Source organism: Rhizobium redzepovicii (assembly GCF_019793435.1).
GTDB lineage: Bacteria > Pseudomonadota > Alphaproteobacteria > Rhizobiales > Rhizobiaceae > Rhizobium > Rhizobium redzepovicii.
In genome coordinates, this window is record NZ_JAILYH010000003.1 from 300,380 (window position 1) to 325,192 (window position 24,813).

A 24,813-nucleotide genomic window follows, 5' to 3' on the forward strand; every position below is an offset into this window, starting at 1 on the left:
AATCGATCCAGTGAATCGATTGCAATGACGAACGCCCGAAGCGCAAGTGAAGGGCAGGGTTGTTCGGAGACGCAGAGCAAGGCCCGCCCCTCATCCGGCTGCCGCCACCTTCTCCCCGTGAACGGGGCGAAGGGGGTATGCCGTGAACCTCTCCGTCCCTCCCCAACGTCTCGCGGGGCACGTCCCCTCTCCCCGTCAGAACGGGGAGAGGGCTAGGGTGAGGGGCAGCCTCTCGCGCTGAGGTCTGCCGCCTCACGCCTCACGTCATCCACTTCCGATGCTCCGCAAATCTCTCCGCCAGGAGGTCGATGAACAGCCTTACCTTGGTCGCCAGATGGCTGCGGTTGGGATAGACGGCGTTGATGCTGAATTCGACCGGGCGGTAGTCCGGCATGATCTTCACCAGCCGTCCTTCGGCGATGTCGTCGAAGACCACGAAGCTCGGCGCCAGGAAGATGCCTTTTCCGTTCAGCGTCAGGAAACGCAGCATCTCGGCGCTGTTGGAGACGGCGTTACCGCCGACCTTGACGCTTTCCTGCCGGCCTTCGCCATCCTCGAAGCGCCATTCCTCGCCATAGGGGTAATAGGCATATTGCAGGCAATTGTGATCGGCAACCTCGGCCGGTTTTTGCGGCATCGGATGGCTTTCGAAATAGTCCGGCGAGCAGACGAGCACATGGCGCCAGGGCGTCAGCTTGCGCGCGACGAGCGATGAATCCGGCGGCGGCACGGTGCGGATCACCAGATCATAGCCGTCCTCGATCATGTCGACCATCCGCTCGCCGATGCTGAAATCGAGCGCGATCGACGGATAGAGTTCCATATATTCGCTGACGACGGGCAGCAGGAAACGCACGATGGCGCTGCTGGTATAGACCTTCAGCGTGCCGCGCGGCGTGGTGCTGAGTGCGCCCGCCGTCCGGTCGGCCTCGTCGAGTTCTGCAAGGATCTGCGAGGAGCGTTCATAGTAATATTTGCCGGTTTCCGTCAGGCTGACCTTGCGCGTCGTGCGGTTGAGGAGCCTGACGCCGAGCCGATCCTCCAGCGATTGCACGTGATTGCCGACCATGGTGACCGACATGTTGAGCCGGCGCGCGGCGGCGGAAAAACCGCCGCATTCCACCACGCGGCCAAAGACTGTGAGGCTTGTCAGCCGATCCATATCGCCCTCGGATTATCCGCTGAGAGTTGATGATCCTTCCCGATTTAAGCAGATTATCACAATGAACGGCAGGGTGCATTGTCCCTTCGATCGAACAGGGCCTCTCAACGGGGCCGGCATTGAAGGAGAAACATGATGGTTGAGTTGCCCCGCAAGGACGTTTTCGACACTGCCCGGCAGGCCGATGCCACGCCTGCGGCCGAAGCGCCTGTCGTCGAAGCCGCTGCTAAGGAGACGCCGAAGAAAACCGGCCGCAGGACCGTCAAGCGCGCGGTCATCGCCGCAGCATTGCTTGCTGGCGTCGGTTTTGCCGGCGATTTCGGTTACCGCTACTGGACGGTCGGCCGCTTCATCGAATCCACCGACGATGCCTATGTGAAAGCCGATTACACCACCGTCGCCCCGAAGGTCGCCGGCTATATCAGGCAGGTGCTGGTCAATGACAACGACCCGGTCAAGTCAGGCCAGGTTCTCGCCCGCATCGACGACCGCGACTTCCAGGCGGCATTGTCGCAGGCGAAGGCAGCCGTGAAGGCAGCCGAAGCCGCCGTCGCCAATATCGACGCCCAGATCGCTTTGCAGCAGTCGGTCATCGGCCAGGCCAAGGCGACGATCGATGCATCGCAGGCGTCGCTGGATTTTGCCGTTTCCGATGCCGCCCGCTCGGCCCGGCTGATCACCAGCGGTGCCGGCACGCAATCGCGCGCCGAACAGAGCCAGTCGGCCCGCGACCAGGCGGCCGCCGCCGTCGAGCGCGACCGGGCAGCCCTCGTCGCGGCCGAGAACAAGGTGCCGGTCCTTGAAACGCAGCGTCAGCAGGCAATTGCCGAGCGCGATCGGGCGGCTGCTGCCGCCCAACAGGCCGAACTCAACCTGTCCTACACTGATATCGTCGCCGCCGTCGACGGCACGGTCGGCGCCCGTTCGATCCGCGTCGGCCAATATGTCACCTCGGGCACGCAGCTGATGGCCGTCGTGCCGCTGCATGCCGTCTATGTCGTCGCCAATTTCAAGGAGACGCAGCTGACCCATGTCCGCCCCGGCCAGCCGGTCGAAATCAAGATCGACAGCTTTCCCGACATGGCGATCAAAGGCCATGTCGACAGCGTTTCGCCGGCGAGCGGCCTCGAATTCTCGCTGCTGCCGCCTGACAACGCCACCGGCAATTTCACCAAGATCGTCCAGCGCATCCCGGTCAAGATCGTCATCGACGACGAGGCGCTGAGCGGTCTGTTGCGCTCGGGCATGTCGGTCGAGCCCGAAATCGATACCAAGGCTGCAGAGACCTCGGTCGCCGAGGAGGGACTATCCCGCCACGCCGGATAATCCTTCCGCCGTTTCCCAAATTCGCCCGAACCCCGTCATGAGAAGGTTTTCCGTGAGAACCGGAAAGAGATCAGCCATGGCCACTCTTCAGATCGCCGCAAACAGCAATTCGCTCACGCGCCCCGCCGCTAGGGCGCCCGCCACCATCAGCCCGGTCCGCATGTGGATGGCCGTCGTCGGCTCTACGCTCGGCGCCTTCATGGCGGTCTTGAACATCCAGATCGTCAATGCTTCGCTTGCCGATATCCAGGGCGCCATCGGCGCCGGCACGGATGACGGCGGCTGGATCTCGACCTCCTATCTGATCGCCGAGATCGTCGTCATTCCCTTGAGCGGCTGGCTGACACGGGTCTTCTCGCTGCGCAATTACCTGCTTGTCAACGCCATCCTCTTCCTGATCTTTTCCGTCGCCTGCGCCTTTGCGGCCAATCTGCAGCAGATGATCGTCCTGCGCGCCATTCAGGGCTTTTCCGGCGGCGTGCTGATCCCGATGGCCTTCACCATAATCATCACGCTGCTGCCCAAGGCGAGGCAGCCGATCGGCCTGGCACTCTTTGCCCTTTCGGCCACCTTCGCACCGGCCATCGGCCCGACCATCGGCGGTTATCTGACCGAGAACTGGGGCTGGGAATATATCTTCTACGTCAACCTGGTGCCCGGCGCGCTGATGATCGGCCTGCTCTTTGCCTCGCTCGACCGGGCGCCGATGAACCTGAAGCTGCTCGCCAAGGGCGATTGGCCTGGCATCGTCACCATGGCGATCGGCCTGGCAGCTCTGCAGACGGTGCTGGAAGAGGGCAACAAGGAGGACTGGTTCGGCTCCGATTTCATCCTGCGCCTGACTGTTATCGCCGCCGTCTCGTTGACGCTGTTCATCATCATCGAGCTGAAGACGGCCCATCCGCTTCTGAACCTGCGTCTGCTGGTGCGCCGCAACTTCGGCTTCGGCATCGTCGCCAACTTCCTGCTCGGCATCGCGCTTTATGGTTCGGTTTTCGTGCTGCCGATCTATCTCACCCGTATCCAGGGTTATAACTCCGAGCAGATCGGCATGGTGCTCGCATGGACTGGCATCCCGCAGCTGCTGCTGATCCCGCTGGTGCCGCGGCTGATGAAGCGTTTCGACATCCGGTTGCTGATCGTCGTCGGCTTTGCCCTTTTTGCCGCCTCGAACTTCATGAACGTGCACATGACCGGCGATTATGCCACCGACCAGCTGTTCTGGCCGAACATCGTGCGCGCCATCGGCCAGGCGCTTGTCTTCACCCCGCTTTCGGCCATCGCCACATCAGGCATCGAGCCGGAGAATGCCGGTTCGGCGTCCTCGCTCTTCAACATGATGCGCAATCTCGGCGGCGCGGTCGGCATCGCCTCGCTGCAGACCTTCCTGTCGAAGCGCGAACAGTTCCACTCGAACATCCTGACCAACTCGGTCTCCGTCTTCGAGGAAGCCACGCGCGATCGCATTGCGAGGCTCACCGGCTACTTCATGAGCCACGGCGTCAGCGATCAGGCGCTGGCCAGCCACAAGGCCGTTGTCGCCATCGCGCTCAAAATACGCAAGCAGGCCAATATCATGGCCTTCAGCGACACCTTCTTCCTGCTCGGCGTCGCCCTTGTCGTCGCCCTGCTGGCAAGCCTGCTTCTCAGCAAACCCGGTCAACTCTCCGGCGGTGGCGCTCACTAGAGTTTGATGGAGAGAACACCATGACATCAACGATCCATGCCCCCGATACCAGCCGGTTTCTGCCAAGGGCGGCCGGCAGTGCCGTCAGCGCCGGCGCGCTGCTCTCGATCATCGAATGGCTCTCCGGCGACGAATGCCACGCCCTCGACGAGGCGGGCCTCGTCTCCGGCCTCGGCCGCAGGCTTCAGGCGCTTGGCCTGCCCGTCGACCGGGTGACCCTGCATCTGATGACGCTGCATCCCGAGTTCATCGGCCGCACCATCGCCTGGGCGCCGGGCGAGCCGGTCGAGATCCACGACCGCGAACACGGCGCCCGGGTTGCGATTGCCAATACGCCGCTGCGCAAGGTCATGGACACCCGCGAACCGCTGGTGGTCGGTGCCGGCGAAAGCATGCATGGCCGCTGGCAGCATATCGATGTCTTTGCTGATCGCGGCCTGATGCAGCTCGTCATCGCCCCGCTCTGCAATGGCGACGGCCCGGTCAGCGCCGCCGTCTTTGGCACCAGGCGGCCGGGCGGCTTCACCGCCTCCGAGCAGCAGCTGATCGAACGCATCCTGCCGGCGCTGCGCAATACCAGCGAGCTGCGCGTTCTTCGCCAGGTCGAGCTCAGCCTGCTCGACACCTATATCGGCCCGCTGACGGCAAGCCGGATATTGGCGGGCCGCATCCGCCGCGGCGAGATCGAATCCATGCAGGCGGCCCTGCTGCTTTGCGATCTGCGCGGCTTTACCGAGCTGTCGAACCGGTTGCCCGGCAGCACCGTGCTCGGCCTGCTCAATGCCTATTTCGACAGGATCGTGCCGGCGATCACCCGCGAAGGCGGCGAACTGCTGAAATTCATGGGTGACGCCGTGCTTGCCTTCTTCCCGGGCTATGATGCCGCCCATTCCTGCGGTGCGGCTCTTGCCGCAGCCCGCGCCATGCTCGATGAGATCGACCATTTCCAATATGAAGGCATCGGCGTGAAGGCCGGTATCGCCCTCCACTACGGCGAAGTCAGCTACGGCAATGTCGGCTCCGGCCGCCGCCTCGACTTCACCCTGATCGGCGGCGACGTCAATCTGGTCAGCCGCATCCAGACCGCCTGCAGCGAACTGGGAGAGGCCTTGCTGATGTCGGCGCCGTTTCGCAGGGAGGCCGGGGCAGGGGATGCCGTCTCCGTCGGAGCGCATGGGCTGAAGGGGTTTGCCGAGCCGGCGGAGCTCTTTACGATCGTACGGTAGGCCGCCCAATCCAGTGATCCGAAATCCGACGCTCACTTGCATAAAATGCATGGCAGGTCTGCCCGAAACGGCTTCGTCTTTCCTCATCTTTTCGCCATAGTGGCGCCGGAATTCCGTAAGCGGGGAGGAAGAGCTTATGGCTGTGCTGTTCGACGAACAAGGCGAGATCATCCGCGAATTGGGTGTCGCCGCCGAGATCGACCCTGAGCGGGAGATCGCGCGGCGAACCAATTTCCTCAAGGATTATCTGGTCGCTTCGGGTATGCGCGGCTACGTCCTCGGCATCAGCGGCGGCGTCGATTCGCTGACGGCGGCGCTGTTGGCTCAGAAGGCCGTGCGCGAGCTGCGTGACGGCGGCCATGCGGCCGAATTCATCGCCGTTCGCCTTCCCTACGGCGTCCAGGCCGATGAGGCCGACGCGAGCCGAGCGCTGGAAACCATCGGCGCCGACCGCTCGATGGTGGTCAATATCAAGGCCGCGGCGGATGCGATGCTGGCCGCCGCTCAGGACGGCGGCCTTGCCTTCGCCGATGCCGGCCGGCAGGATTTCATCCTCGGCAACATCAAGGCCCGCCAGCGGATGATCGCTCAATTCGCTTTGGCCGGCGCGGTTGGCGGCCTCGTCATCGGCACCGATCATGCGGCCGAAGCAGTCATGGGCTTCTTCACCAAATTCGGTGATGGCGCCGCCGATATTCTGCCGCTCGCCGGTCTCAACAAGCGCCGCGTCCGCTTGCTGGCAAAGCGGCTCGGTGCCCCGGACGAACTGGTCTTCAAGGTGCCGACCGCCGATCTCGAGGATCAGCGGCCGCTGCGCCCCGACGAGGAGGCCTATGGCGTCTCCTATGACGAGATCGACGATTTTCTCGAAGGCAAGCCGGTCGGCGAGATCGCCCGCCGCCGCATCCTTGCCGCCTATCGCTCCACCGCCCACAAGCGCGCTTTGCCGGTGGCCGTCAACGCCCTCTGACAGGCCTGATCTTACGGCCGCACCGGCGAGCCGGTCCGGCCTGATGAGGCGAGATAGGCCTGCGGCGCGAAATAGATGCCGTCCGCGTCGAAGGCCTCGAGCTCTTCGGCCTGCAGCGCTTCACGCACTTTCGTGCGTGCCGCCACGCGGGCCATGAACCCGTGCAAGCCCGGCCATTGCTGGAGATCGATGCCGGTCCAAGGCGACCAGTTCAGGCAGACGAAGAGGTAGGCATCCGCCACCGTGAAGGCCTCGCCGGTGAGATAGGGACCGGCAAGGCGGCCGTCCAGCCAGGCAAGCCGCTTCGATATCAGCGCCCGGATTTGCTCGTGCACGCTCGCATAAAGCGGGTTGAACAACAGCACCATCGGCTTGTGCAGCTCGGCAGTGATGAAATTCAGATAGGATTGCACCTCATTGCGCTTGAGGTCGCCGACCGCCGGCAGCATGGCCGATCCTTGCGGCACACTGTCGGCGAGGAACTGCACGATCGCCGGCCCTTCGGTCAACACCTTGCCATCGTCGAGCATTAATGCCGGCACGTAACCGTTGCCGTTGATGGCGAGATAATCCTTGCCGTCGCTTGTTCTGTGGGTCTGCCGGTCGACCTGGACGAGTTCGATGTCGAGCCCCAGCTCCCGGCAGACGATATGCGGCGAAAGCGAGCATGCCGCGGCGTGCATATAGAGTTTCATGACTGGCTTCCTTCTGATGAGGCGGGCGATGCCGCCCGTTAATGGCGTTGAACTTCTGTACTGTTTCGCATAAAATAACCTTCGTCAAGAATTTAATGCGAAACGGTACAGAATATGAAAGACGAGAAGAAACGCGGCCGCCCCAGAGCCTTCGACGCCAAGGCGGCACTCGGCAAGGCGCGCGACGTTTTCTGGGACAGGGGCTTTGCGGCTGCCTCGCTCGACAATCTGAGTGCTGCGACCAACCTCAACCGCCCGAGCCTTTACGGTGCCTTCGGCGATAAGGAGAATCTTTATCTCGATACGCTGGAAGGCTATCGGCAGGACGGCATGGATGCGCTGTCTGAGGCGCTCGACCCGTCACTTCAGCTGCGCGACAATCTCGCCCGCGTCTATGAGAGCGCGCTTTCGATCTATTTGCATGGTGAAACTGCCGCCCGCGGCTGTTTCCTGATCGGCACGGCAACGGCCGAGGCGATCCAGCATGAGCGCGTCCGCGAGGTGCTCGGCCGCAGCCTCAGCGATTTCGACGGCGAGATCGAAAAGCGCATGCGCCTTGCCGTCGAAAGCGGCGAGCTTCCCGAGGGCGCCGATCCGCAGGCGATGGCGAGGCTCGCCTCCGCCGTCATGCATTCGCTTGCCGTGCGGTCTCGCGCCGGCGACAGCCGCGAGACGCTGGAAGCGATTGCCCGCTCCGGAGTCGAGCTGATCTGCGGACGGCGCTAAGCTGGAGCATGATGCCGAAAAGTGTAAGCGGCTTTCTCAAGACATCATGCTCTAACTCGTTAATTTAGAACAGGATTCAGATTTTTGGCCGATCCGGCCTAAAATCATCCAGTTCTAGGTCCGATGTCTGCGTATCTCTTGGCCGTACCAACCAGGCATAGGCAGCACCCGCCACAAGCAGCACCGAGGTGCCGAGGAAAACCGCCCGCATGCCGATATGCCCGCCGACGAAGCCGCCGAGGATCGGGCCGGCCACCTGGCCGACATATTGCGAGGAGATGGAAAACCCGAGAATGCCGCCGGCCGCACTGTCCGGCACGCTGTGACGGATGACGGCGGCGATGCAGGGCAGCAGCCCGCCGAGGGCCGCGCCCATCAGGAAACGCAGGATGATCAGCTGCCAGGAGCTGGTGACGAAGGCCTGCGGGATCAGCAGCAGCCCGGCGACGGCGAGCGCCCCTGAGATCACCGGCCAATGACCGATCCTGTCGGCAAGCTTGCCGAGCCATGAGGCCGAAAGAATGCTGCCGAGGGCGGCCGCCGACATGACGATGCCCGAGATCATCGTCACCTCATCGGCGGCCGGCACGATCTGCGCGACATAGACGGTGATGATCGGCTCGATCGACATATTGGCGAACATCAACAGCATGCCAGTCGCCAGCATGGCGATGACAGGCCGTTTGTCGCCGATGGATTTCCAGCCGCCGCTCGCCTTGGCCGCCTGTTTGCGGGCCGGCGATTTTTCCTCTTTGATCAAGAAGGTCGTGGCGAGAAAGGCGAGAAAGATCATCGCCCCGGCGGCGAGAAACGTGCCGCGGATGCCGATCATCGGCGGCAGTGCCCCGCCGATCAGCGGGCCGACGAGATTGCCGGCCATGATGCCGGAGGAGAGGAGGCCGAGCGCCCAGGCCGAGCGGTCTTTCGGCGTCTGCGTCGCCACCAGCACCATCGAGCCGGAGGAATAACCGCCGGCAAGCCCGACAAAGAGGCGCAGCGCCACCAGTTGCCAGACATTGCCGGCCATGCCCATCAGCGAGATCGCCAGCGTCATGCCAAGGCTCGCGCGCACCAGCATCAGCTTGCGCCCGTAAATATCACCGAGCCGCCCCCAGAGCGGCGCGACCAGAGCCGCAGCCAGAAAGGTGGCGCCATAGGCGATGCCAGACCATTGCACGATCGCCGCATGGTCGCTGACGCCGAGTTCCTCGACATAAAGCGGCAGGAAGGGCAGCAGCAGCGTCATCGCCACGATGGTGGTGAAGGAGCCGAGCAGCGAGATTGCCAGGTTGCGCTTCCAGTAGATCGAGCCTGCGCTAACGCTTGCAGCGTCCAATTGCTTATCGGTCATTCCGTGCCTCGGCATCGATCGTTAGGGCGCGATTGCGCCGAAACTGGATCATCTCGGATAAAAGTGCTAGATATACTGATTGCGAGATGCAATCGGTTAATCGGAGGATATTGCCATGAACGATATGCACACGCGGCAGCAGACCGTCCGCGATCTCTACGCCGCCTATCTGGAAGACCGCAAGGATAAAGTCGTCGCCATGCTGACGGAAGATTTCACCTTCTCCAGCCCGCGTGACGACCATATCGACCGGGCGACCTATTTCGAGCGCTGCTGGCCGAAGGAACCGTTCTTCCGCGCCATCCACATCGAATTCCTGGCGGTCGACGGCGACGAGACAGCCGTGCGTTACCGCGCCGAAAAACTCGACGGCGGAAGCTTCGCCAACATGGAGAGTTTGCGCTTCCGTGGCGACAAGATCGCCTCCGTGGAGGTCTATTTCGGCCGAAATCTGTAGTCCGGTCCTAATGCATGTCGCCCGGACGTGTGCAGCGATTTCCCAGGCAAAGCGCGAAGCGCTTTTGCCGCAACGGCATGCATCAAAACAAAGAGCTTTAGAGGAGCCGTATTGCCGATGTCACGATGATGACCATCGAGACAGCCACCATCAGCGCCCGCACCGGCAGGCGCTTGACGAGGATCGCGCCGAAAGGGGCGGCGATAACGCCGCCGATGATCAGGCCGATCGCCGAATTGAGTTCCGACCAGCCGAGCGTGAGGATGAAAGTCAGCGAAATCGTCAGTGTCACCGCAAATTCGGTGAAATTGGTGGAGCCGATCACCCGCTTCAGGTCGTGGCCGCGGCCGACCAGCGTGCTGGTGACGACCGGCCCCCATCCGCCGCCGCCGATCGCATCGAGAACGCCGCCGCAAAAGCCGACGGGCGGCACCGCCCAGTCGCGAACCTCGCGCTTGGCCGGCGGCCGAAAGGCTTTGTAGAAAATCAACAGGCCGATCGCGATCAGATAGGCCGACACGAAGGGCGCGATCACCTTGCCGTCGATATTGGCCAGCAGATAGGCGCCGATCGCGCCGCCGATCATGCCGGCCGGTGCCAGCCGCGCCACCAGACGCCAGTCGACATTGCGGTGATAGGCATGCGAAATGCCGGACGCTGCCGTGGTGAACATCTCAGCCACATGCGTCATGGCGCTGGCATTGGCCGCCGGCACCCCGAAGGCCAGAAGGCTCGTCGTCGACAGCACGCCGAAGGCCATGCCGAGTGCGCCATCGACAATCTGCGCACAGAAGCCCACCACGATGAAGAAGAAGATATCCGATGTCATGCGGTCCCCTCAGACGAACGGTAGCATCAGAATCCGCGATGCGGGAAAATTTTTAATTCAGGCGGAAAGTCCGCGCTGTTTCAGCCGGACGATCTTGAAGAAGCCGTTCGGAAAGACCGGCAGAATCTCGGCAGCGGAAAAATCGCCGCGCCGCTCGGCCCAGGCGAGGATGCGGTGGATGCGGAAAGCGGAGGACCAGCCGATGTGACGCACCAGCGGCGCCACCGCCGCCTCGATCGCGCCCTGCAGGCCGGCGCCGTCGCCGAGCTTGCTGGCCAGGATGATCTCGCCGCCCGGCCGCAGCACCCGGGCACATTCGTCGAGAGCCCGCTCGGGCTCGGGGATCAGCGTGATGACGAAGGGCAGGCAAACCGCATCGAAAGACCGGTCGGCAAAGGCGAGCGCATGCGCATCCATCACCTCGAGCGCGCTGATATGCTGCAGCTTCTCGCGACGCACCTTTTCGCGCGCCCGAGCGATCATGTGTTCGGAAATGTCGATGCCGGTCACCCGGCAGCGGCTGGGATAGTGTCTGAGGGTCAGGCCGGTGCCGACGCCGACTTCCAGAATATCGGTGCCGGCCGCGGCTGCAAGCGCCGCCAGTTTGCGGTGGCCGTCGGCAAGGAGGCCGCGATAGACACGGTCATAAACCGGCGCCCAGCGCTGATAGATTTTCTGCTGATCTTCCGGCCTGCTGCGAAGCTCCGACATACCGCACCTCCCTGACGCCCAGACTTCAACTCCTAAGGGTAGCGTCCGGTTCCCCACGAAATGTGACCGAAGGCACAGATTCGCGGAGACAGCGCGGTGCCGACGCAGCCTATTTTGGCGGCGTGAGGCCAAGCTGTTTGGCGTCCAGTTCGCTACCGATCTCCACGGTTTTCTTCTGCTTGTCGTAGACGCAGATCTGGGCAACAAGCCCCTTGGCGCCTTTCGGCTTGCCCGTCACCAAAGCCAGCCCGTAGCGGCTGGTGCCGAAGGGATCGACGCTGGCGGCAGGTCTTTCGAGCGTGACCGCCGCTTCCTTGCACTTGACCTCGACATCGGCTGCCAGCTGTTTCCAGGCATCGTCCGAAGAGGCATGCACCGTACCGGAAAGCAGCGGAAGTGCTGCCATGGCCAGAAGCGGGATTATATTCCTGTTCATATCGGGTCTCCGTTGCAGTGAATCGCCGGGGAAACGGTTTTCGAGGCGGGCATCCCAGGCGATTTGCACGACTGATTCCAACTCTGCAACTGAGGCAAATTTTCCTTCGACGGATCGTTTTTTGACATTTCGCTGGTTGCCTCTCCCCCGTTCCCCTCCTATGTTCCGCCACACCTGCCGATGACGCAATCTATCGCCAAGAGGAGATCTGACATGGCTTTCGAATTGCCTGAACTTCCCTATGATTACGAAGCGCTTGCTCCCTTCATGTCGAAGGAAACGCTGGAGTTTCACCACGACAAGCACCATAAGGCCTATGTCGACAACGGCAACAAGCTCGCCGCCGAAGCCGGTCTTTCGGATCTGTCGCTCGAAGACGTCGTGAAGAAGTCCTTCGGCACCAATGCCGGCCTCTTCAACAACGCTGCCCAGCACTACAACCACATCCATTTCTGGAAGTGGATGAAGAAGGGCGGCGGCGGCAACAAGCTGCCCGGCAAGCTCGAAGCGGCTTTCGCCTCCGATCTCGGCGGCTACGACAAGTTCAAGGCCGATTTCGCCAACGCCGGCGCCACCCAGTTCGGCTCCGGCTGGGCCTGGGTTTCCGTTAAGAACGGCAAGCTCGAAATCTCCAAGACCCCGAACGGCGAAAACCCGCTCGTCCACGGCGCCACCCCGATCCTTGGCGTCGACGTCTGGGAACACTCGTATTACATCGACTATCGCAACGCCCGCCCAAAATACCTCGAGGCCTTCGTCGATAGCCTGATCAACTGGGATTACGTCCTGGAGCGCTACGAAGAAGCCACGAAGTAAGCGGCACCAGACCCGCCGCGATGGGCGGCAATGTCTCTGCTTTCTAATTCAGCACCCGGCGCCACAAACGTCGGGTGTTTTGTTTTATGCGCCCGTCGCGAAACCTTGAAGTTTTGAGCGCCTAGAGATCGATGATGAAGCAGCTTCCCTTCAAGCCCGAAGCCGTCCTGTTCGACATGGACGGCCTAATTTTCGATACCGAGGCTTTGTATCGGGACGCCGTTATCAAGGCCGCTGAGGAAAACGGGTTTAATATCCCGGTCTCCGTCTATCTGGAAACGGTTGGATTACCCAGCATGTCGGCCAGAGCGCTTCTGGGGATGCATCTTGGCAGCGAATTTCCGATCGAGGACTTGTGGAAACAAGCCTCGGACCGGTTCCAGACGATGGTTGCAACAGCGCTGCGCCTCAAACCGGGGGTCATTGAAATACTGGACTGGCTGGAGGAAATCCAACTTCCGTGGGCCATCGTCACCTCCTCGGACCACGCCACAGTGCTTAGCCATCTGATCGCGGCGAATCTGAAGGATCGCTTTGCGCACATCATTGCCCGTGAAGATTATGCCGCGGCGAAACCTCATCCAGAGCCGTATCTGAAAGCCACAAGCCGGTTAGGGGTGAACCCGAGCCGTTGTGTTGCACTCGAGGATTCTCACAATGGTGTGCTTTCGGCATCTCGTGCCGGTCTGATGACCATAATGGTGCCTGACCTCGTGCAGCCAACGCCGGATACTCAAAATCTATGTGCCTATATCGCACCAGATCTACACGACGTTCTTGCTGTTTTGATCCATAGGCTCCGCACACTCGGAGATTTCGACAGTTGACGCAGTTCGATCATGGTTTAGGACATCGTCACATCCCTGTCACCCGCCGCTCCTAATCACGTTCCATGTCTTCCTCCGCTCTTCCCCTGTTCCGCTTCGGCATCATCGCCGACCCGCAATATGCGGCAATCCCGCCGCATGCGGCCATGGACCGCTATTGCGCCAACAGCCTCGCCAAACTCGCCGAGGCGATCGAGCTCTTCAACGGCGAGGAATTGAGCTTCGTCATGACACTCGGCGATGTCATCGACCGCAGCTTCAAAAGCTTCGACGACATCCTGCCGGTCTATGAGAAACTGAGGCACGAAGCGCTCTTCCTGCTCGGCAATCACGACTTCTCGGTCTCCTCGGGCCATCTCTCCGAAATCCCCGCACGCCTCGGCATGCCGTCGCCCTATTACAGCTTCCGCCGCCACGGCTGGCGCTTCGTCGTGCTTGACGGCAACGAGATCAGCACCTTCGCGCCGCCCGAAGGCCATCCGCATCGGGCTTTGGCGACAAAGATGCTGGCGGACCTGCAGGCGAGGGGCGAAAGAAACGCCCATCCGTGGAACGGCGCGCTGAGCGACGAGCAGTTCGCCTGGCTCGGCGATGAGATCGCAAGCGCTGCCGCGGCCGGCGAGAAGGTGATCGTCATGAACCACTATCCGGTCTATCCCGCCGGCGAGCACGACATGTGGGACTGCGACCACATTGTCGCGTTGCTCGCCGCGCACGACAATGTCATCGCCTATTTGAACGGCCATAACCATGCCGGCAGTTACGGCAAGGCCGGCGCCTGCCACTTCGTCAATTTCAAGGGCGTGGTCGATACCGAGAGCGAAAATGCCTTCGCCATTGTCGAACTCCACCCCGACCGCATCGAAATCCGCGGTTTCGGCCGCGAGGAGAGCCGGACGCTGGTTTATTAGGCTGCAAGGGACTTCTTGCAAATCCAAGACCACTCCCCAACCCCTCCCCACAAGGGGAGGGACTAATCTGCGCCACGCTCCCGCCACCAAAACGCGATGCCACATGCGGTATCGTCAGAATTGAAGCGTGACGGGCGCGGCACGGTAGTCCCTCCCCCTTGGGGAGGGGAAAGCAGCAATCTCAAGTCTCACATTTTCACACCGGCCTAGCCTTCTCCGTCCACCCGCTCGTCCACAATTCCCGCAGCCTGTCGCCGTCGCCTTTGAAGAAATCGTTGCTTGCCGCACAGCGCTCCACCCGGTCGCTGCGGAAATTGCGGATGGCCTGGCGCAGTTCGCACCAGGCGACGATATTGGCGGTCTGCGAATAATAGATCAGCGCGATCGGTTGGATCGTCCGCTCGGTGGCGCGGCCAAGTTCGTCGCGGTAGCCGAGCATGAGCTTGCATTCGTCGCGGATCGCCCGGCGCACGATCGCGAGATCGAAGCCTGCCGGCTGCGCGGTCGAGCCCCAGGCGTAAAGCGCCTTCGTGTCCATCGCCTGGCGGAGCGGCGCCGGCACGGCGCCTGATATCTTCCGGTTGACCCGGCGCGCCGCCTGCTTCAGCTCCTCATCGGCGGTGCGTTCGAGCAGCGCCAGCGACAGCACGATCGCCTCCATCTCCTCGATCGAGAACATCAGCGGCGGCAGGTCGAAGCCCGGCCGCATGATGTAGCCGATGCCGCGCCCGCCCTCGATCGGCACCCGCATCGCCTGAAGGGCGGCGATATCGCGATAGATCGAGCGCACCGTCACCTCGAGCGTCTCGGCCATGACAGCCGCCGTCATCGGCTTTCTGGCGAGCCTCAGGATCTGAATGATCTCGAAAAGCCGCGAGGCCTTGCGCATTTTGCCTCTCCCATCCCTTAGGCTCCTGACAATACACTGTCAGTTGGGTTTGCGTATAGAGCCGCCTATCAGATTGAAATCAATCATGGTCTTTCAAAACGGCCCATGCACAGACAAGGCGGTAACTGACATGAACTACCACGAAAACCTCTGGCTCTTCTTCACCCTTCTCTTCGGCATCATCATCGTGCCGGGCATGGACATGCTCTTCGTGCTCGCCAATTCGCTGACCGGCGGCGTCAGGCGAGGGCTCGCGGCGACAGGCGGCATCATGGCCGGCGGCGCCGTACATTCGGCCTATGGCGCGGCCGGCGTCGGTCTGCTCGTCACCATGCTGCCGCAGCTTTTCAACGTTCTGCTCTTTGCCGGCGTCGCCTACATGGTCTGGATCGGCATTTCGCTGATCCGCAGTTCGATCACCGTCGAGGCGGTCGGGCCGGGAACGGCGCGCTCCGGCTGGCGCGCCTTCCGCCAGGGCGCCGTCACCTGTCTCGTCAATCCGAAGGCCTATATATTCATGTTCGCCGTCTATCCGCAGTTCCTCAAGCCGGAATACGGCCCGGTCTGGATGCAGGGCCTGATCATGGGCGCCATGACGGTAGTCACCCAGTTCGCCATCTACGGTACGCTGGCGATGACGGCCGGCCGCAGCCGCGATCTGCTCGTCGCCAATCCTGACGTCACGGCATTCGTCGGCCGTTTCGCCGGGCTGCTCCTGGTTGCGGTCTCCGCTTTCAGCCTCTGGCAGGGTTGGAAAAGCGCCTGAATTGCGAAGGCTTATCACATTGTTTTTATGATGATCCGGCAAAACGTGACTGCCCGGCAGGCATGGATTTTGTCATGCTCCCGGTGCAGATTGGCCATCGGCCGCCTTGGCTCGGGAAAATGCAGAAAAGAAATGGAGAGGAATATGAATTGGAAAGCAGTAGCTGCCGCCGCAGCGATGGCAGGAATAGCCTTCGGTTCGGTGACCGCCGCCGACGGCACGCATGATTCGCGCATTGCCCTGATGAAGCAGATCGGCGGTGCGGCCGGCGCCTTGGGAGCCATCGCCAAGGGCACCAAGCCCTATGATGCCGAAGCGGTAAAAACGGCGCTGACGACGATCGCCGCAACGGCCAAGGTGTTCCCCGATCAGTTCAAGCCGGGCACGGAAACGGGCGACCAAGAAGCGAGCCCGAAAATCTGGGAAAACATGGACGACTTCAAGGCGCGCGCCGCGAAGCTCTCCGCCGATGCCGAAACCGCGCTTGCCCAGCTTCCGGCCGATGCCGCGGCTGTCGGCGCCACGGTCAACACGCTCGGCGCCAGCTGCGGCGGCTGTCATAAGGCCTATCGCATCAAGGAGTGAGCGATAGGCCATTCCCATCCGACACCGATCTGCGCCGCCTTGCCGCCGGCGCGGATCGCCTTATTCTCCGCCCGTGCGGGGCTAGTCGCAGAATCGGTCCCTATAGGAAAATCTCGGAAAAAGGGGAGGCGGGGCATGATCCGCAGGTTCATCCGGTTACTGCTCTGTCTGATCGGCGTCGCCGTGCTGGGCGGAGGCGCCTTCTATCTCGTTACCGCGCCCGATCCGCTGCCGGAAAGCCATTGGGCCGGTCTCGGCGCGCCGGATCCGGCAAACGGCCAGATGGTGTTCTGGGCGGGCGGCTGTGTCAGCTGTCATTCCGCCCCCGGTTCCGAAGGCGATGCCAAGCTGACGCTATCAGGCGGCCTGGCGCTGAAGAGCCCTTTCGGCACCTTCCACGTGCCGAACATTTCGCCCGATGAAAAGGCCGGTATCGGCGGCTGGTCGCTGGCGGAGTTCGGCAATGCGATGAAGCGCGGCGTCGGTCCAGGCGGCGAGCACCTCTACCCATCCTTTCCCTATGCTTCCTATTCCCGCATGAGCGACAAGGACGTCAACGATCTCTTCGCTTTCCTGAAGACGCTGCCGAAGAGCGCAAATGTCGCGCCCCCGCACGAGCTGCCGTTCCCTTACAATATCCGGCTGGCGCTCGGCGGCTGGAAATTTCTCTATTTCAACGATCAGCCGCGTGTTGCGCTCGCCAAGAGCGATGACAAGATCAAGCGCGGCCAATATCTGGTCGAAGGCCCCGGCCATTGCGGCGAATGCCACACACCGAGGGACGCGCTCGGCGGCTTCCAGGCAGGCCAGTGGCTCGCCGGCGCCCCCAATCCGGAAGGCAAGGGCCGCATACCCGATATCACGCCGGCCTCCAAAAGCATCGGCGGCTGGAGCGAGGCCGATATCGCCAGCTATCTCGAAACCGGCTTCACGCCTGATTTCGATAGCGTCGGCGGCTCGATGGTCGATGTGCAGCAGAACATCGCTCATCTTCCGGCCGCCGACCGCGAAGCGATCGCCGGCTATCTGAAGGCGGTGCCGGGACGGTAGGACAGACCTGCCTCAAGCGATCGACTGCATGTAGCGCATGCCGGTGACCGGCCGCGGGGTGAAATCCAGCTGTTCGTAGAAGCGGTGCGCCAGCACGTTTCCGGTGGCGGCGCTGACGGAAAGGTAGCCGCAGCCGGCCTTGCGCGCGGTCTCACGGGCTCGGTCGACGAGCAACTGGCCGGTGCCGTGGCCGCGATGGCCGTCGCGCACGAAGAGATGGTGCAGGTCCATGCCGCGTTTTCCCTCTTGCGCCCTGTAGAGCGGCACGAGAATGGCGTAGCCGATCAGCCCGTCGCCGGTTTCGGCGACCAGTGCATGGATCCACGGCAGTGGGCCGAAGAGGTCGCGCTCCAACTGCTCCGGCGTCGTTGCCGCGGCATCGCCGTGATGGGCTGCCAAGAGGGCGATCATCGAATTGAGTTCGGGCAGGTCGCGGGGCTTGGCGGCGCGGATCGTCACCACAGACGGGCGCATCAGTGAAATTTCGCTGTCTTCGATTTCGGTCATGGTCTTCGCGTCCTTTGATAGTCTGCCGTCAGGACGCTGCCGATACAACAAAGCCGCCTGACGGCGGCTTGTTGACAATATGATCTGTCCAGCCGCCCTTTACAGGTACAGCCAAAAATACGAGCGGCTCTGGTGCGAGTTTTTGATCATGGCGCATCAATCGTCGGAAATGCCGTGTTTGTCAAGGCCGATCGCCACGCGTCGGCAATGATCCCGTTTTTGTCTTTGATAGTATACCCCCCTATGCTATATAGGCGCCCATGTCTCACACCACGCTGCAGAAAAAGAAACTCATCGCCCGCGTCAGCCGTCTGAAGGGGCAGATGGAGGCCGTCGAGCGGGCGCTGGAGGCCGAGCGCCCCTGCGGCGAAATCCTGCAGCTGCTCGCTTCCGTCCGTGGCGCCCTGACCGGGCTGACCGGTGAGGTGTTGGACGATCATCTGCGCGAACATGTGCTGAATGCCGAGGACGACGCCGCAAGGGCCGAAGCGGTCGAGGAAATATCGGAAGTCTTGCGAACCTATATCCGCTGAGTGCCGTGACGAAGGAGCCTGTAATGAGTACCGGGATCGAGAATGCCGGAGTGAACGCGCTGGAACATGATCATATCTTCCTCGGCGCCGACCATGCGGTGAACGAGCGGCGCATCTGGCTGGTAATCGCGCTGACGGCGGTGATGATGGTGGCGGAAATTGCCGCCGGCACCGCCTATGGCTCGATGGCGCTGGTCGCCGATGGCTGGCACATGTCGACCCATGCCAGTGCGCTTTTGATTTCGGCGCTCGCCTATCTCTTTGCCCGCAAGCAGGCACGCAATCCGCGTTTCACCTTCGGCACCGGCAAGCTCGGGGATCTCGCCGGCTTCGCCAGCGCCATCATCCTTGCGCTGATCGCCTTGCTGATGGCCTGGGAAAGCTGGCTGCGCCTTGCAAATCCGGTGCCGATCGGTTTTGCCCAGGCGATCGCCGTCGCGGTGATCGGCCTTGCTGTCAATCTCGTCAGTGCCTGGCTGCTTGGCGGCGGCCACGCGCATGGGCATCACCACGGTCATCACGCGCATGGTCACCATGCGCGCCATCACGGCGATCATGCCCATCACGGTCATGGTGATCACGTCCACGATCATCACGCCCACGATCATCACGCAAAGCCAGGCGACAACAATATCCGCGCCGCCTATCTGCATGTCATTGCCGATGCCATGACCTCCGTGTTTGCAATCGCGGCGCTGACGCTCGGCAGCCTCTATAGCTGGCTCTGGCTGGACCCGATCATGGGCATCGTCGGCGGCCTTGTCATCGCCAACTGGTCCTGGAGCCTGATGAGATCCTCGGGCGGCGTTCTTCTCGACGTCGTGCCGCACGGCGAGACGTTGCCGGCAGAAATCCGCCATGCGATCGAGACGGAGGAAGACCGGATCACCGATCTGCATGTCTGGCAGGTCGGCCCCGGCCATCACGCCGCCATCGTCGCCGTTGTCACCCCGGCGCCGAGAGAGCCGGCCTTCTACAAGGGCAGGCTTACGGCGCTGACGGAATTGTCGCATGTGACCGTCGAGGTCACGCGCGCGGCGTAATCGCCGCGGCGGACGACAAGGTTGCTCGGCGGCCGAATTACTCGCTCGGCGGCAACAAGGTTGCCGCGGGGACGAGATGCCGCCGCAATCGCGCCTTAGCTCTGTCCTCCTCACCGCCGGAGGATGTCATGGATCTCAGTCTTACCCGCCGCATGCTGATCGGCTCGGCGCTCTGCCTGCCTGTTTTGGGCCTGCCCGCCATTGCCGAGGACAAGGCCGGGGAGGACGACGACAACATCCAGAAGCGTCTTGCGGCCCTGGAAAAACGCACTGGCGGCCGTCTCGGCGTCTCGGTGCTCGACACTGACACGAGCATTTCCTTCAACTATCGCGGCAGCGAGGCCTTTCCGATGTGCAGCACCTTCAAGGCGCTGGCCGCCGGCTTCGTGCTTGCCCGCGCTGACAAGGGCGAGGAGAGCCTCGACCGGCGGGTGACTTACGGCAAGGATAAGCTGGTCGACTATTCGCCGCTCAGCGAAAAACATGCCGGTGCCGACGGCATGACCGTCGCCGAGCTCTGCGAGGCGGCGGTGACGGTCAGCGACAATACGGCCGGCAACCTGCTGCTCGAAAGTTTTGGTGGCCCGGCTGGGCTGACCGACTGGCTGCGTTCGATCGGCGACGGCACCACCCGTCTCGACCGCACCGAACCGACACTGAACGAGGGAAGGAAGGACGATCCGCGCGACACGACGACACCGGATGCGATGCTCGACACGCTCGGCAACCTGACACTTGGCTCGGTCTTGAGCGAATCCTCCGCAGATAGGCTGATCGCCTGGCTGGTGGCCAGCACGACCGGCGGCGAGCGGCTGCGGGCCGGCCTGCCGGCGGAGTGGAAAGTCGGCGACAAGACCGGCACCGGCCCGAACGGCTCCCTCGGCGACATCGCCGTCATCTGGCCCCCCGACCGCGGCCCGATCGTCGCCACCGTCTATATCGCCGAAGCGTCCGTACCGGTGAAGGAGCTCAATCCGGTCTTTGCCGAGGTTGGGCGGATGATTGTGGAGATGGTTTGAGTGCAAATGCAAAGGGCATGATCGACAGCTGTCAGGTTCGCGGGAAAACCCCTCCCCACAAGGGGAGGGGCTACCCCTGGGATGCCCGTCGCATTTTCATTTCTGCCGATGCAGCTTGTGACACCGTATTCTGGTCGCAAGGACCCCACCGCGGGTTAGTCCCTCCCTATGGCGAGGGGTTGGGGAGGGGTCTTGCTTCCGCAAGGAGCCCGCGCTCCTCCATCACGGCAGCGTATAAGCAATCACATAATCACCGGGCTTCGTCCCGACCGAGCCGTGGCCGCCGGCGACCATGACGACATATTGTTTATTGTCGCTTGTCGTATAAGTCATCGGCGTCGCCTGGCCGCCGGCCGGAAGCCGGGCCTGCCAGAGTTCTTGCCCGTTCGTCACGTCATAGGCCCTGAGATAGTTGTCGACCGCAGCACCGAGGAAGGCGACCCCGCCCTTGGTCAGCATCGGTCCGCCGATGCCGGGCACGCCGACTTTGAAAGGCAGGGGCAGCGGCGTCATGTCGTGCACGGTGCCGTTCTTGTGCATATAGGCGATCTTGCCGGTGCGCAGGTCGACGCCGGCGACATAGCCCCATGGCGGCGCCTGGCAGGGGATTTTCAAAAGCCCGAGGAACGGCCCCATGAAGACGCCGTAGGGCGCGCCGTCATTGCGGTTGAGCCCCTGTTCGCTGCCCTTCTCGTCCTGGCCTCTCGGCGGAATGTCGGCGGCCGGCACCAGGCGCGAGGTGAAGGCGAGATAGGTCGGCATGCCGAACATGATCTGCCGCTCGGGATCGACAGCCACGCTACCCCAGTTGAAGGTGCCGAAATTGCCGGGGTAGACGATCGTGCCGACAAGCGATGGCGGCGTGTAGCGGCCCTCGTAGCGGTATCGGTGGAAATCGATGCGGCAGGCAAGCTGGTCGAACAGCGACACGCCCCACATGTCCTTTTCCTTCAGCGGCTCAGGCGAGAAGGTGAGGTCGGAGATCGGCTGCGTCGGCGAGGTGTGATCGCCGGAGACCGCGCCGCCGGGCGCTGCGATTTCCTTGACCGGGATGATCGGCTCGCCGCTGCGCCGGTCGAGCACATAGAGATCGCCCTGCTTGGTCGGGCCGACGAGGGCGGGAACCACCGTACCGTCCGGCTTGGTCAGATCGATCAGCGCCGGCTGGGCCGGTACATCCATATCCCAAAGATCGTGATGCACGGTCTGGCGCACCCAGCGCAGCTGGCCGCTGGCGATGTCGAGCGCGACGATCGAGGAGGAGAATTTCTCGACATTGTCGCTGCGGTTGATGCCGAGCTGGTCGGGCACCTGGTTACCGAGCGGGATGTAGACCATGCCGAGCGCCTCGTCGACGCTGAAGACCGACCAGCTGTTCGGCGAGTTGGTCGTATAGGTCTGGCCTGCCGCCAGCGGCGTTGTCACGTCGGGATTGCCGGAATCCCAGTTCCAGATCAGCGCACCGGTCTTGATGTCGAAGGCGCGGATGACACCGGATTGCTCCTCGGTCGAATAATTGTCGTTCACCGCCCCGCCGACGATGATCTTGCCCGCCACCGCGACCGGCGGCGAGGTGGAATAATAATAGCCGGCCGGATTGTAGCGCATGCCGGTTTCCAGATGCAGTACGCCTTGGTCGGCAAAACCGGTGCAGACCTTGCCGTCCGCGGCATCGAGCGCGATCAGCCGCGCATCGGAGGTCGGCAGGTAGACGCGCTCGGCGCAGGGCTCGCCGGCGGCAACGGCAGGATCGGCATAATAGGTGACGCCACGGCAGGTCTGATGCTGCCGGTCGGGGTTCATGCCGGAGTTGGCGTCATATTTCCATTTCTCCTTGCCGGTTTTGGCGTCGAGAGCGATCGCCCAGTTGTGGGGCGTGCAGAGATAGAGCGTGTCCTTCACCTTGAGCGGCGTCACCTGATAGGTCGTCTCGCCGACATCGTCCGGTCGCTTGACGTCGCCGGTCTGGTATCGCCAGGCCTCCTTGAGGGTGGAGACATTCGCCGTTGTGATCTGGTCGAGCGGCGAATAGCGCTGGCCGAACGGCGTGCGGCCATATTGGTGCCATTCCCCATCCGGCACGTTGCCGCCGAAGGCGGGGTTGGCGGCGACCGCATCCTTCGGCAGTTCGCCGGCAAGATCGTGCGGATCCGTCGTCATCGAATAGAACGCGACGACGATGGCGAGAATGACCGGCAAGGCGAGCGGCCAGGGATTGGCGCCGTAGATGATGCCCGTCGGGCTGCGAAAGCCGAGCGGCCGGCGGATCCACGGCGTCAGCAGCCAGAGCCCGAGTAGGATGATCATGCCGCCACGGGGCCCAAGCTGCCACCAGTCGAAACCCACCTCCCAGATCGCCCAGGCGAGTGCTGCGACGACGAGCACAGCATAGACCCAGAGCGCCACCGCCTTGCGCATCAGAAGCAGACCGGCGGTGATCAGGAACATAAGCCCGGCGAAGAGATAGAAGACGCTGCCGCCGAGCGTGACGAGCCACAGCCCGCCGCCGCCGAGCGTAAGCCCGATGATGATGAAGAGGATGGAGGTGATGACGATCGCCATAAGGGCTGTCTCCCGCTGAGGTTAGCCGGGTGAAGATGCGGCGGAAAAGCTCCGCCGATCAGCCAGATAGCGCGAAGGAGATGCCTTTCAACGGCCGCATTTGCCGCAGGCAGACGTCACGGTATGGTTGTAGGAAACCCGCTCACGTCCCGCAGAAGGTCGCAAGCACCCGTTCGCTCGGCTTCGGCGGCTCCATATAAGCGGCAAAGCCGGGCTGGTCGTCATAGGGTTTCGCCAGCACTGTCAGCAGCGCCTCGAATAGCGAGAAATCGCTGTTCTCGACCGCCGCCTCGATCGCCTGTTCAACTCGATGATTGCGCGGGATAAAGGCCGGATTGACGCTGCGCATGGCCGTGGCGCGCTCAGCGGCCGTCTGCGGATCGCGCGACAATCTCTCGCGCCATTGCGCAAGCCAGGATCCGCAGGCCTCCGGCTCCCGGAAACTTGCGGCAAAAGCAGGCTCTCCGGCGATATCGCCGGCAAGATCCGACAGCCGCCGGAAGGTCAGGGTGAAATCGGCACTTTGCGTCTGCATCAGCGACAGCAGCGCCTGCACCAGTTCGAGATCGCCGTCCTCTTCGCCGGCAAGGCCGATCTTTCCCCGCATGCCGGCCAGCCAATGCGCCTGGAAGCGTTCGCCATATGCCCGGATCACCGCATTTGCCTTGTCGACGGCCCCGTCCGGCTCTTCGTCGATCAGCGGCAGCAGCGTTTCGCCGAGCCTTGCAAGGTTCCATTGGCCGATGCCGGGCTGGTTGGCATAGGCATAGCGGCCGTGCTGGTCGATCGACGAGAACACCGTTGCCGGATCGTAGTTGTCCATGAAGGCGCAGGGGCCGAAATCGATCGTCTCGCCGGAGACGGTCATATTGTCGGTGTTCATCACCCCATGGATGAAGCCGACATGCAGCCAGCGGGCAATCAGCGCCGCCTGGCGCTCGGAGACAGCCGAAAACAGTGAAAGATATGGATTGTCGGCGTCTTTCAGGTCGGGATAGTGCCGGTCGATGACATAATCGGCGAGCGCCCGCACGCCCTCGGTATCGCCTCTGGCGGCGAAAAACTGGAAGGTGCCGACCCTGATGTGGCTGGCCGCCACCCGGGTAAAAACGGCGCCCGGCAGCACTTCTTCGCGATAGACCGGCTCGCCCGTCGTCACTGCCGCTAGCGCCCGGGTAGCCGGAATGCCGAGCGCAAACATTGCTTCGCTGATGATATATTCCCGCAACACCGGCCCGATTGCCGCCCGCCCGTCGCCGCGGCGCGAAAAAGGCGTAGGGCCTGCTCCCTTCAGCTGGATGTCGTAGCGCCTGCCGCTCAGGTCGATCACCTCGCCCAGCAGGATCGCCCGCCCGTCGCCGAGCTGCGGCGAGAAGCCGCCGAACTGATGGCCGGCATAGGCCATCGCCAGCGGTTCGGCGCCTTCGGGAACGAGGTTGCCGGAGAAGATCGCCGCCCCATCGCGGCGCAGCGCCTCGACATCGAGGCCGAGTTCGACGGCCAGCGGCTCGTTGAGCTTGATCAGCCAGGGTTGGGCCACCGCTGTCGGCGTCTGCGCCGCAAAGAAGCGGGCGGGCAAGCCGGCATAGCTGTTGTCGAATGGAAAGGGCGCGCCGGCCCGGTTTTTCTGCAGCGTGGAGGTCATGCTTCATAGGTAGGGCCGGGGTGGCTGCGGCGCAAGCCGGTTCGGATGAGTACCCCGCAGCCCTTCACGAAGAGCGGGCCGATG

At 62.7% G+C, this 24,813-nt stretch carries 25 protein-coding genes; 15 read left to right on the forward strand and 10 right to left on the reverse strand.

Features of this window, described 5'->3' with window-relative positions; all coding sequences use genetic code 11:
• Positions 1-259: 259 nt before the first annotated feature.
• On the reverse strand, positions 260-1,162 hold the full coding sequence (locus K6N12_RS06245) for a LysR family transcriptional regulator (protein ID WP_097627604.1): 903 nt from the start codon (positions 1,160-1,162) through the stop codon (positions 260-262).
• 135 nt (positions 1,163-1,297) lie between these two features.
• On the opposite strand from K6N12_RS06245, the gene K6N12_RS06250 reads away from it, so the two are divergent.
• From K6N12_RS06250 to nadE, 4 genes are all read left to right on the forward strand, one after another.
• Complete coding sequence (locus K6N12_RS06250) at positions 1,298-2,488, forward strand: HlyD family secretion protein (protein ID WP_097627606.1); 1,191 nt, start codon at positions 1,298-1,300, stop codon at positions 2,486-2,488.
• Positions 2,489-2,564: 76 nt separating this feature from the next.
• Complete coding sequence (locus K6N12_RS06255; protein ID WP_097627608.1) at positions 2,565-4,175, forward strand: MDR family MFS transporter; 1,611 nt, start codon at positions 2,565-2,567, stop codon at positions 4,173-4,175.
• Positions 4,176-4,195: 20 nt separating this feature from the next.
• A complete protein-coding gene (locus tag K6N12_RS06260) occupies positions 4,196-5,401 on the forward strand; it encodes an adenylate/guanylate cyclase domain-containing protein (protein ID WP_097627610.1) in 1,206 nt (401 codons plus the stop codon).
• Positions 5,402-5,537: 136 nt separating this feature from the next.
• Positions 5,538-6,371, forward strand: coding sequence for an ammonia-dependent NAD(+) synthetase (gene nadE / locus K6N12_RS06265; RefSeq protein WP_222148785.1), 834 nt, complete (start codon positions 5,538-5,540; stop codon positions 6,369-6,371).
• 11 nt (positions 6,372-6,382) lie between these two features.
• Here nadE and K6N12_RS06270 read toward each other — a convergent pair whose 3' ends face one another.
• Positions 6,383-7,066, reverse strand: coding sequence for a glutathione S-transferase N-terminal domain-containing protein (locus K6N12_RS06270; RefSeq protein ID WP_097627614.1), 684 nt, complete (start codon positions 7,064-7,066; stop codon positions 6,383-6,385).
• 114 nt (positions 7,067-7,180) lie between these two features.
• Here K6N12_RS06270 and K6N12_RS06275 point away from each other — a divergent pair, with 114 nt between their 5' ends.
• Positions 7,181-7,792 (forward strand): TetR/AcrR family transcriptional regulator, encoded by a 612-nt coding sequence (locus K6N12_RS06275; protein WP_097627616.1) that lies wholly within the window; start codon positions 7,181-7,183, stop codon positions 7,790-7,792.
• Between the two features lie 76 nt (positions 7,793-7,868).
• On the opposite strand, the gene K6N12_RS06280 is transcribed toward K6N12_RS06275, so the two are convergent.
• A complete protein-coding gene (locus K6N12_RS06280; RefSeq protein WP_097627618.1) occupies positions 7,869-9,143 on the reverse strand; it encodes a multidrug efflux MFS transporter in 1,275 nt (424 codons plus the stop codon).
• Between the two features lie 115 nt (positions 9,144-9,258).
• Here K6N12_RS06280 and K6N12_RS06285 point away from each other — a divergent pair, with 115 nt between their 5' ends.
• A complete protein-coding gene (locus tag K6N12_RS06285; protein ID WP_097627620.1) occupies positions 9,259-9,600 on the forward strand; it encodes a nuclear transport factor 2 family protein in 342 nt (113 codons plus the stop codon).
• A 97-nt stretch (positions 9,601-9,697) separates the two neighbouring features.
• On the opposite strand, the gene K6N12_RS06290 is transcribed toward K6N12_RS06285, so the two are convergent.
• From K6N12_RS06290 to K6N12_RS06300, 3 genes are all read right to left on the reverse strand, one after another.
• The gene (locus tag K6N12_RS06290) at positions 9,698-10,429 is read right to left on the reverse strand and encodes a sulfite exporter TauE/SafE family protein (RefSeq protein ID WP_012557008.1); all 732 of its coding nucleotides are present in this window, start codon (positions 10,427-10,429) and stop codon (positions 9,698-9,700) included.
• A 57-nt stretch (positions 10,430-10,486) separates the two neighbouring features.
• Positions 10,487-11,140: a class I SAM-dependent methyltransferase gene (locus K6N12_RS06295; protein ID WP_097627622.1), complete on the reverse strand. Its 654-nt coding sequence runs from the start codon at positions 11,138-11,140 to the stop codon at positions 10,487-10,489.
• Between the two features lie 109 nt (positions 11,141-11,249).
• The gene (locus K6N12_RS06300) at positions 11,250-11,576 is read right to left on the reverse strand and encodes a hypothetical protein (protein WP_097627765.1); all 327 of its coding nucleotides are present in this window, start codon (positions 11,574-11,576) and stop codon (positions 11,250-11,252) included.
• A gap of 213 nt (positions 11,577-11,789) precedes the next feature.
• On the opposite strand from K6N12_RS06300, the gene K6N12_RS06305 reads away from it, so the two are divergent.
• The 3 genes from K6N12_RS06305 to K6N12_RS06315 all read left to right on the forward strand — a co-directional run bounded on the left by K6N12_RS06305 (position 11,790) and on the right by K6N12_RS06315 (position 14,130).
• Positions 11,790-12,392 carry a superoxide dismutase gene (locus K6N12_RS06305; protein ID WP_003569477.1) on the forward strand — a complete coding sequence of 201 codons (603 nt, stop codon included), beginning with the start codon at positions 11,790-11,792 and terminating at the stop codon, positions 12,390-12,392.
• 131 nt (positions 12,393-12,523) lie between these two features.
• Positions 12,524-13,219, forward strand: coding sequence for an HAD family hydrolase (locus tag K6N12_RS06310; protein WP_425517707.1), 696 nt, complete (start codon positions 12,524-12,526; stop codon positions 13,217-13,219).
• A 65-nt stretch (positions 13,220-13,284) separates the two neighbouring features.
• On the forward strand, positions 13,285-14,130 hold the full coding sequence (locus K6N12_RS06315) for a metallophosphoesterase (RefSeq protein WP_222148786.1): 846 nt from the start codon (positions 13,285-13,287) through the stop codon (positions 14,128-14,130).
• Between the two features lie 196 nt (positions 14,131-14,326).
• Here the strand turns inward: K6N12_RS06315 and K6N12_RS06320 are convergent, their stop codons facing one another.
• Complete coding sequence (locus K6N12_RS06320) at positions 14,327-15,019, reverse strand: helix-turn-helix transcriptional regulator (RefSeq protein ID WP_097627627.1); 693 nt, start codon at positions 15,017-15,019, stop codon at positions 14,327-14,329.
• 130 nt (positions 15,020-15,149) lie between these two features.
• Here K6N12_RS06320 and K6N12_RS06325 point away from each other — a divergent pair, with 130 nt between their 5' ends.
• The 3 genes from K6N12_RS06325 (at position 15,150) to K6N12_RS06335 (ending at position 17,420) form a co-directional block, all read left to right on the forward strand.
• A complete protein-coding gene (locus K6N12_RS06325) occupies positions 15,150-15,785 on the forward strand; it encodes a LysE family translocator (RefSeq protein WP_097627629.1) in 636 nt (211 codons plus the stop codon).
• Positions 15,786-15,929: 144 nt separating this feature from the next.
• Positions 15,930-16,370 carry a c-type cytochrome gene (locus K6N12_RS06330; RefSeq protein WP_097627767.1) on the forward strand — a complete coding sequence of 147 codons (441 nt, stop codon included), beginning with the start codon at positions 15,930-15,932 and terminating at the stop codon, positions 16,368-16,370.
• A 135-nt stretch (positions 16,371-16,505) separates the two neighbouring features.
• The gene (locus K6N12_RS06335; RefSeq protein WP_097627631.1) at positions 16,506-17,420 is read left to right on the forward strand and encodes a cytochrome c; all 915 of its coding nucleotides are present in this window, start codon (positions 16,506-16,508) and stop codon (positions 17,418-17,420) included.
• 12 nt (positions 17,421-17,432) lie between these two features.
• Here the strand turns inward: K6N12_RS06335 and K6N12_RS06340 are convergent, their stop codons facing one another.
• Complete coding sequence (locus K6N12_RS06340; protein ID WP_097627633.1) at positions 17,433-17,927, reverse strand: GNAT family N-acetyltransferase; 495 nt, start codon at positions 17,925-17,927, stop codon at positions 17,433-17,435.
• A 260-nt stretch (positions 17,928-18,187) separates the two neighbouring features.
• Here K6N12_RS06340 and dmeR point away from each other — a divergent pair, with 260 nt between their 5' ends.
• From dmeR to bla, 3 genes are all read left to right on the forward strand, one after another.
• Positions 18,188-18,460 carry a Ni(II)/Co(II)-sensing transcriptional repressor DmeR gene (gene dmeR / locus K6N12_RS06345; RefSeq protein ID WP_003587785.1) on the forward strand — a complete coding sequence of 91 codons (273 nt, stop codon included), beginning with the start codon at positions 18,188-18,190 and terminating at the stop codon, positions 18,458-18,460.
• Positions 18,461-18,483: 23 nt separating this feature from the next.
• On the forward strand, positions 18,484-19,503 hold the full coding sequence (gene dmeF, locus K6N12_RS06350) for a CDF family Co(II)/Ni(II) efflux transporter DmeF (RefSeq protein WP_097627635.1): 1,020 nt from the start codon (positions 18,484-18,486) through the stop codon (positions 19,501-19,503).
• Between the two features lie 128 nt (positions 19,504-19,631).
• On the forward strand, positions 19,632-20,522 hold the full coding sequence (gene bla / locus K6N12_RS06355; RefSeq protein ID WP_097627637.1) for a class A beta-lactamase: 891 nt from the start codon (positions 19,632-19,634) through the stop codon (positions 20,520-20,522).
• Positions 20,523-20,744: 222 nt separating this feature from the next.
• On the opposite strand, the gene K6N12_RS06360 is transcribed toward bla, so the two are convergent.
• Entirely contained in the window at positions 20,745-23,084 is a 2,340-nt protein-coding gene (locus tag K6N12_RS06360; RefSeq protein ID WP_097627639.1) for a glucose/quinate/shikimate family membrane-bound PQQ-dependent dehydrogenase, read from the reverse strand.
• Between the two features lie 142 nt (positions 23,085-23,226).
• Positions 23,227-24,729: a protein adenylyltransferase SelO gene (locus tag K6N12_RS06365; protein WP_097627641.1), complete on the reverse strand. Its 1,503-nt coding sequence runs from the start codon at positions 24,727-24,729 to the stop codon at positions 23,227-23,229.
• Positions 24,730-24,813: the final 84 nt, after the last annotated feature.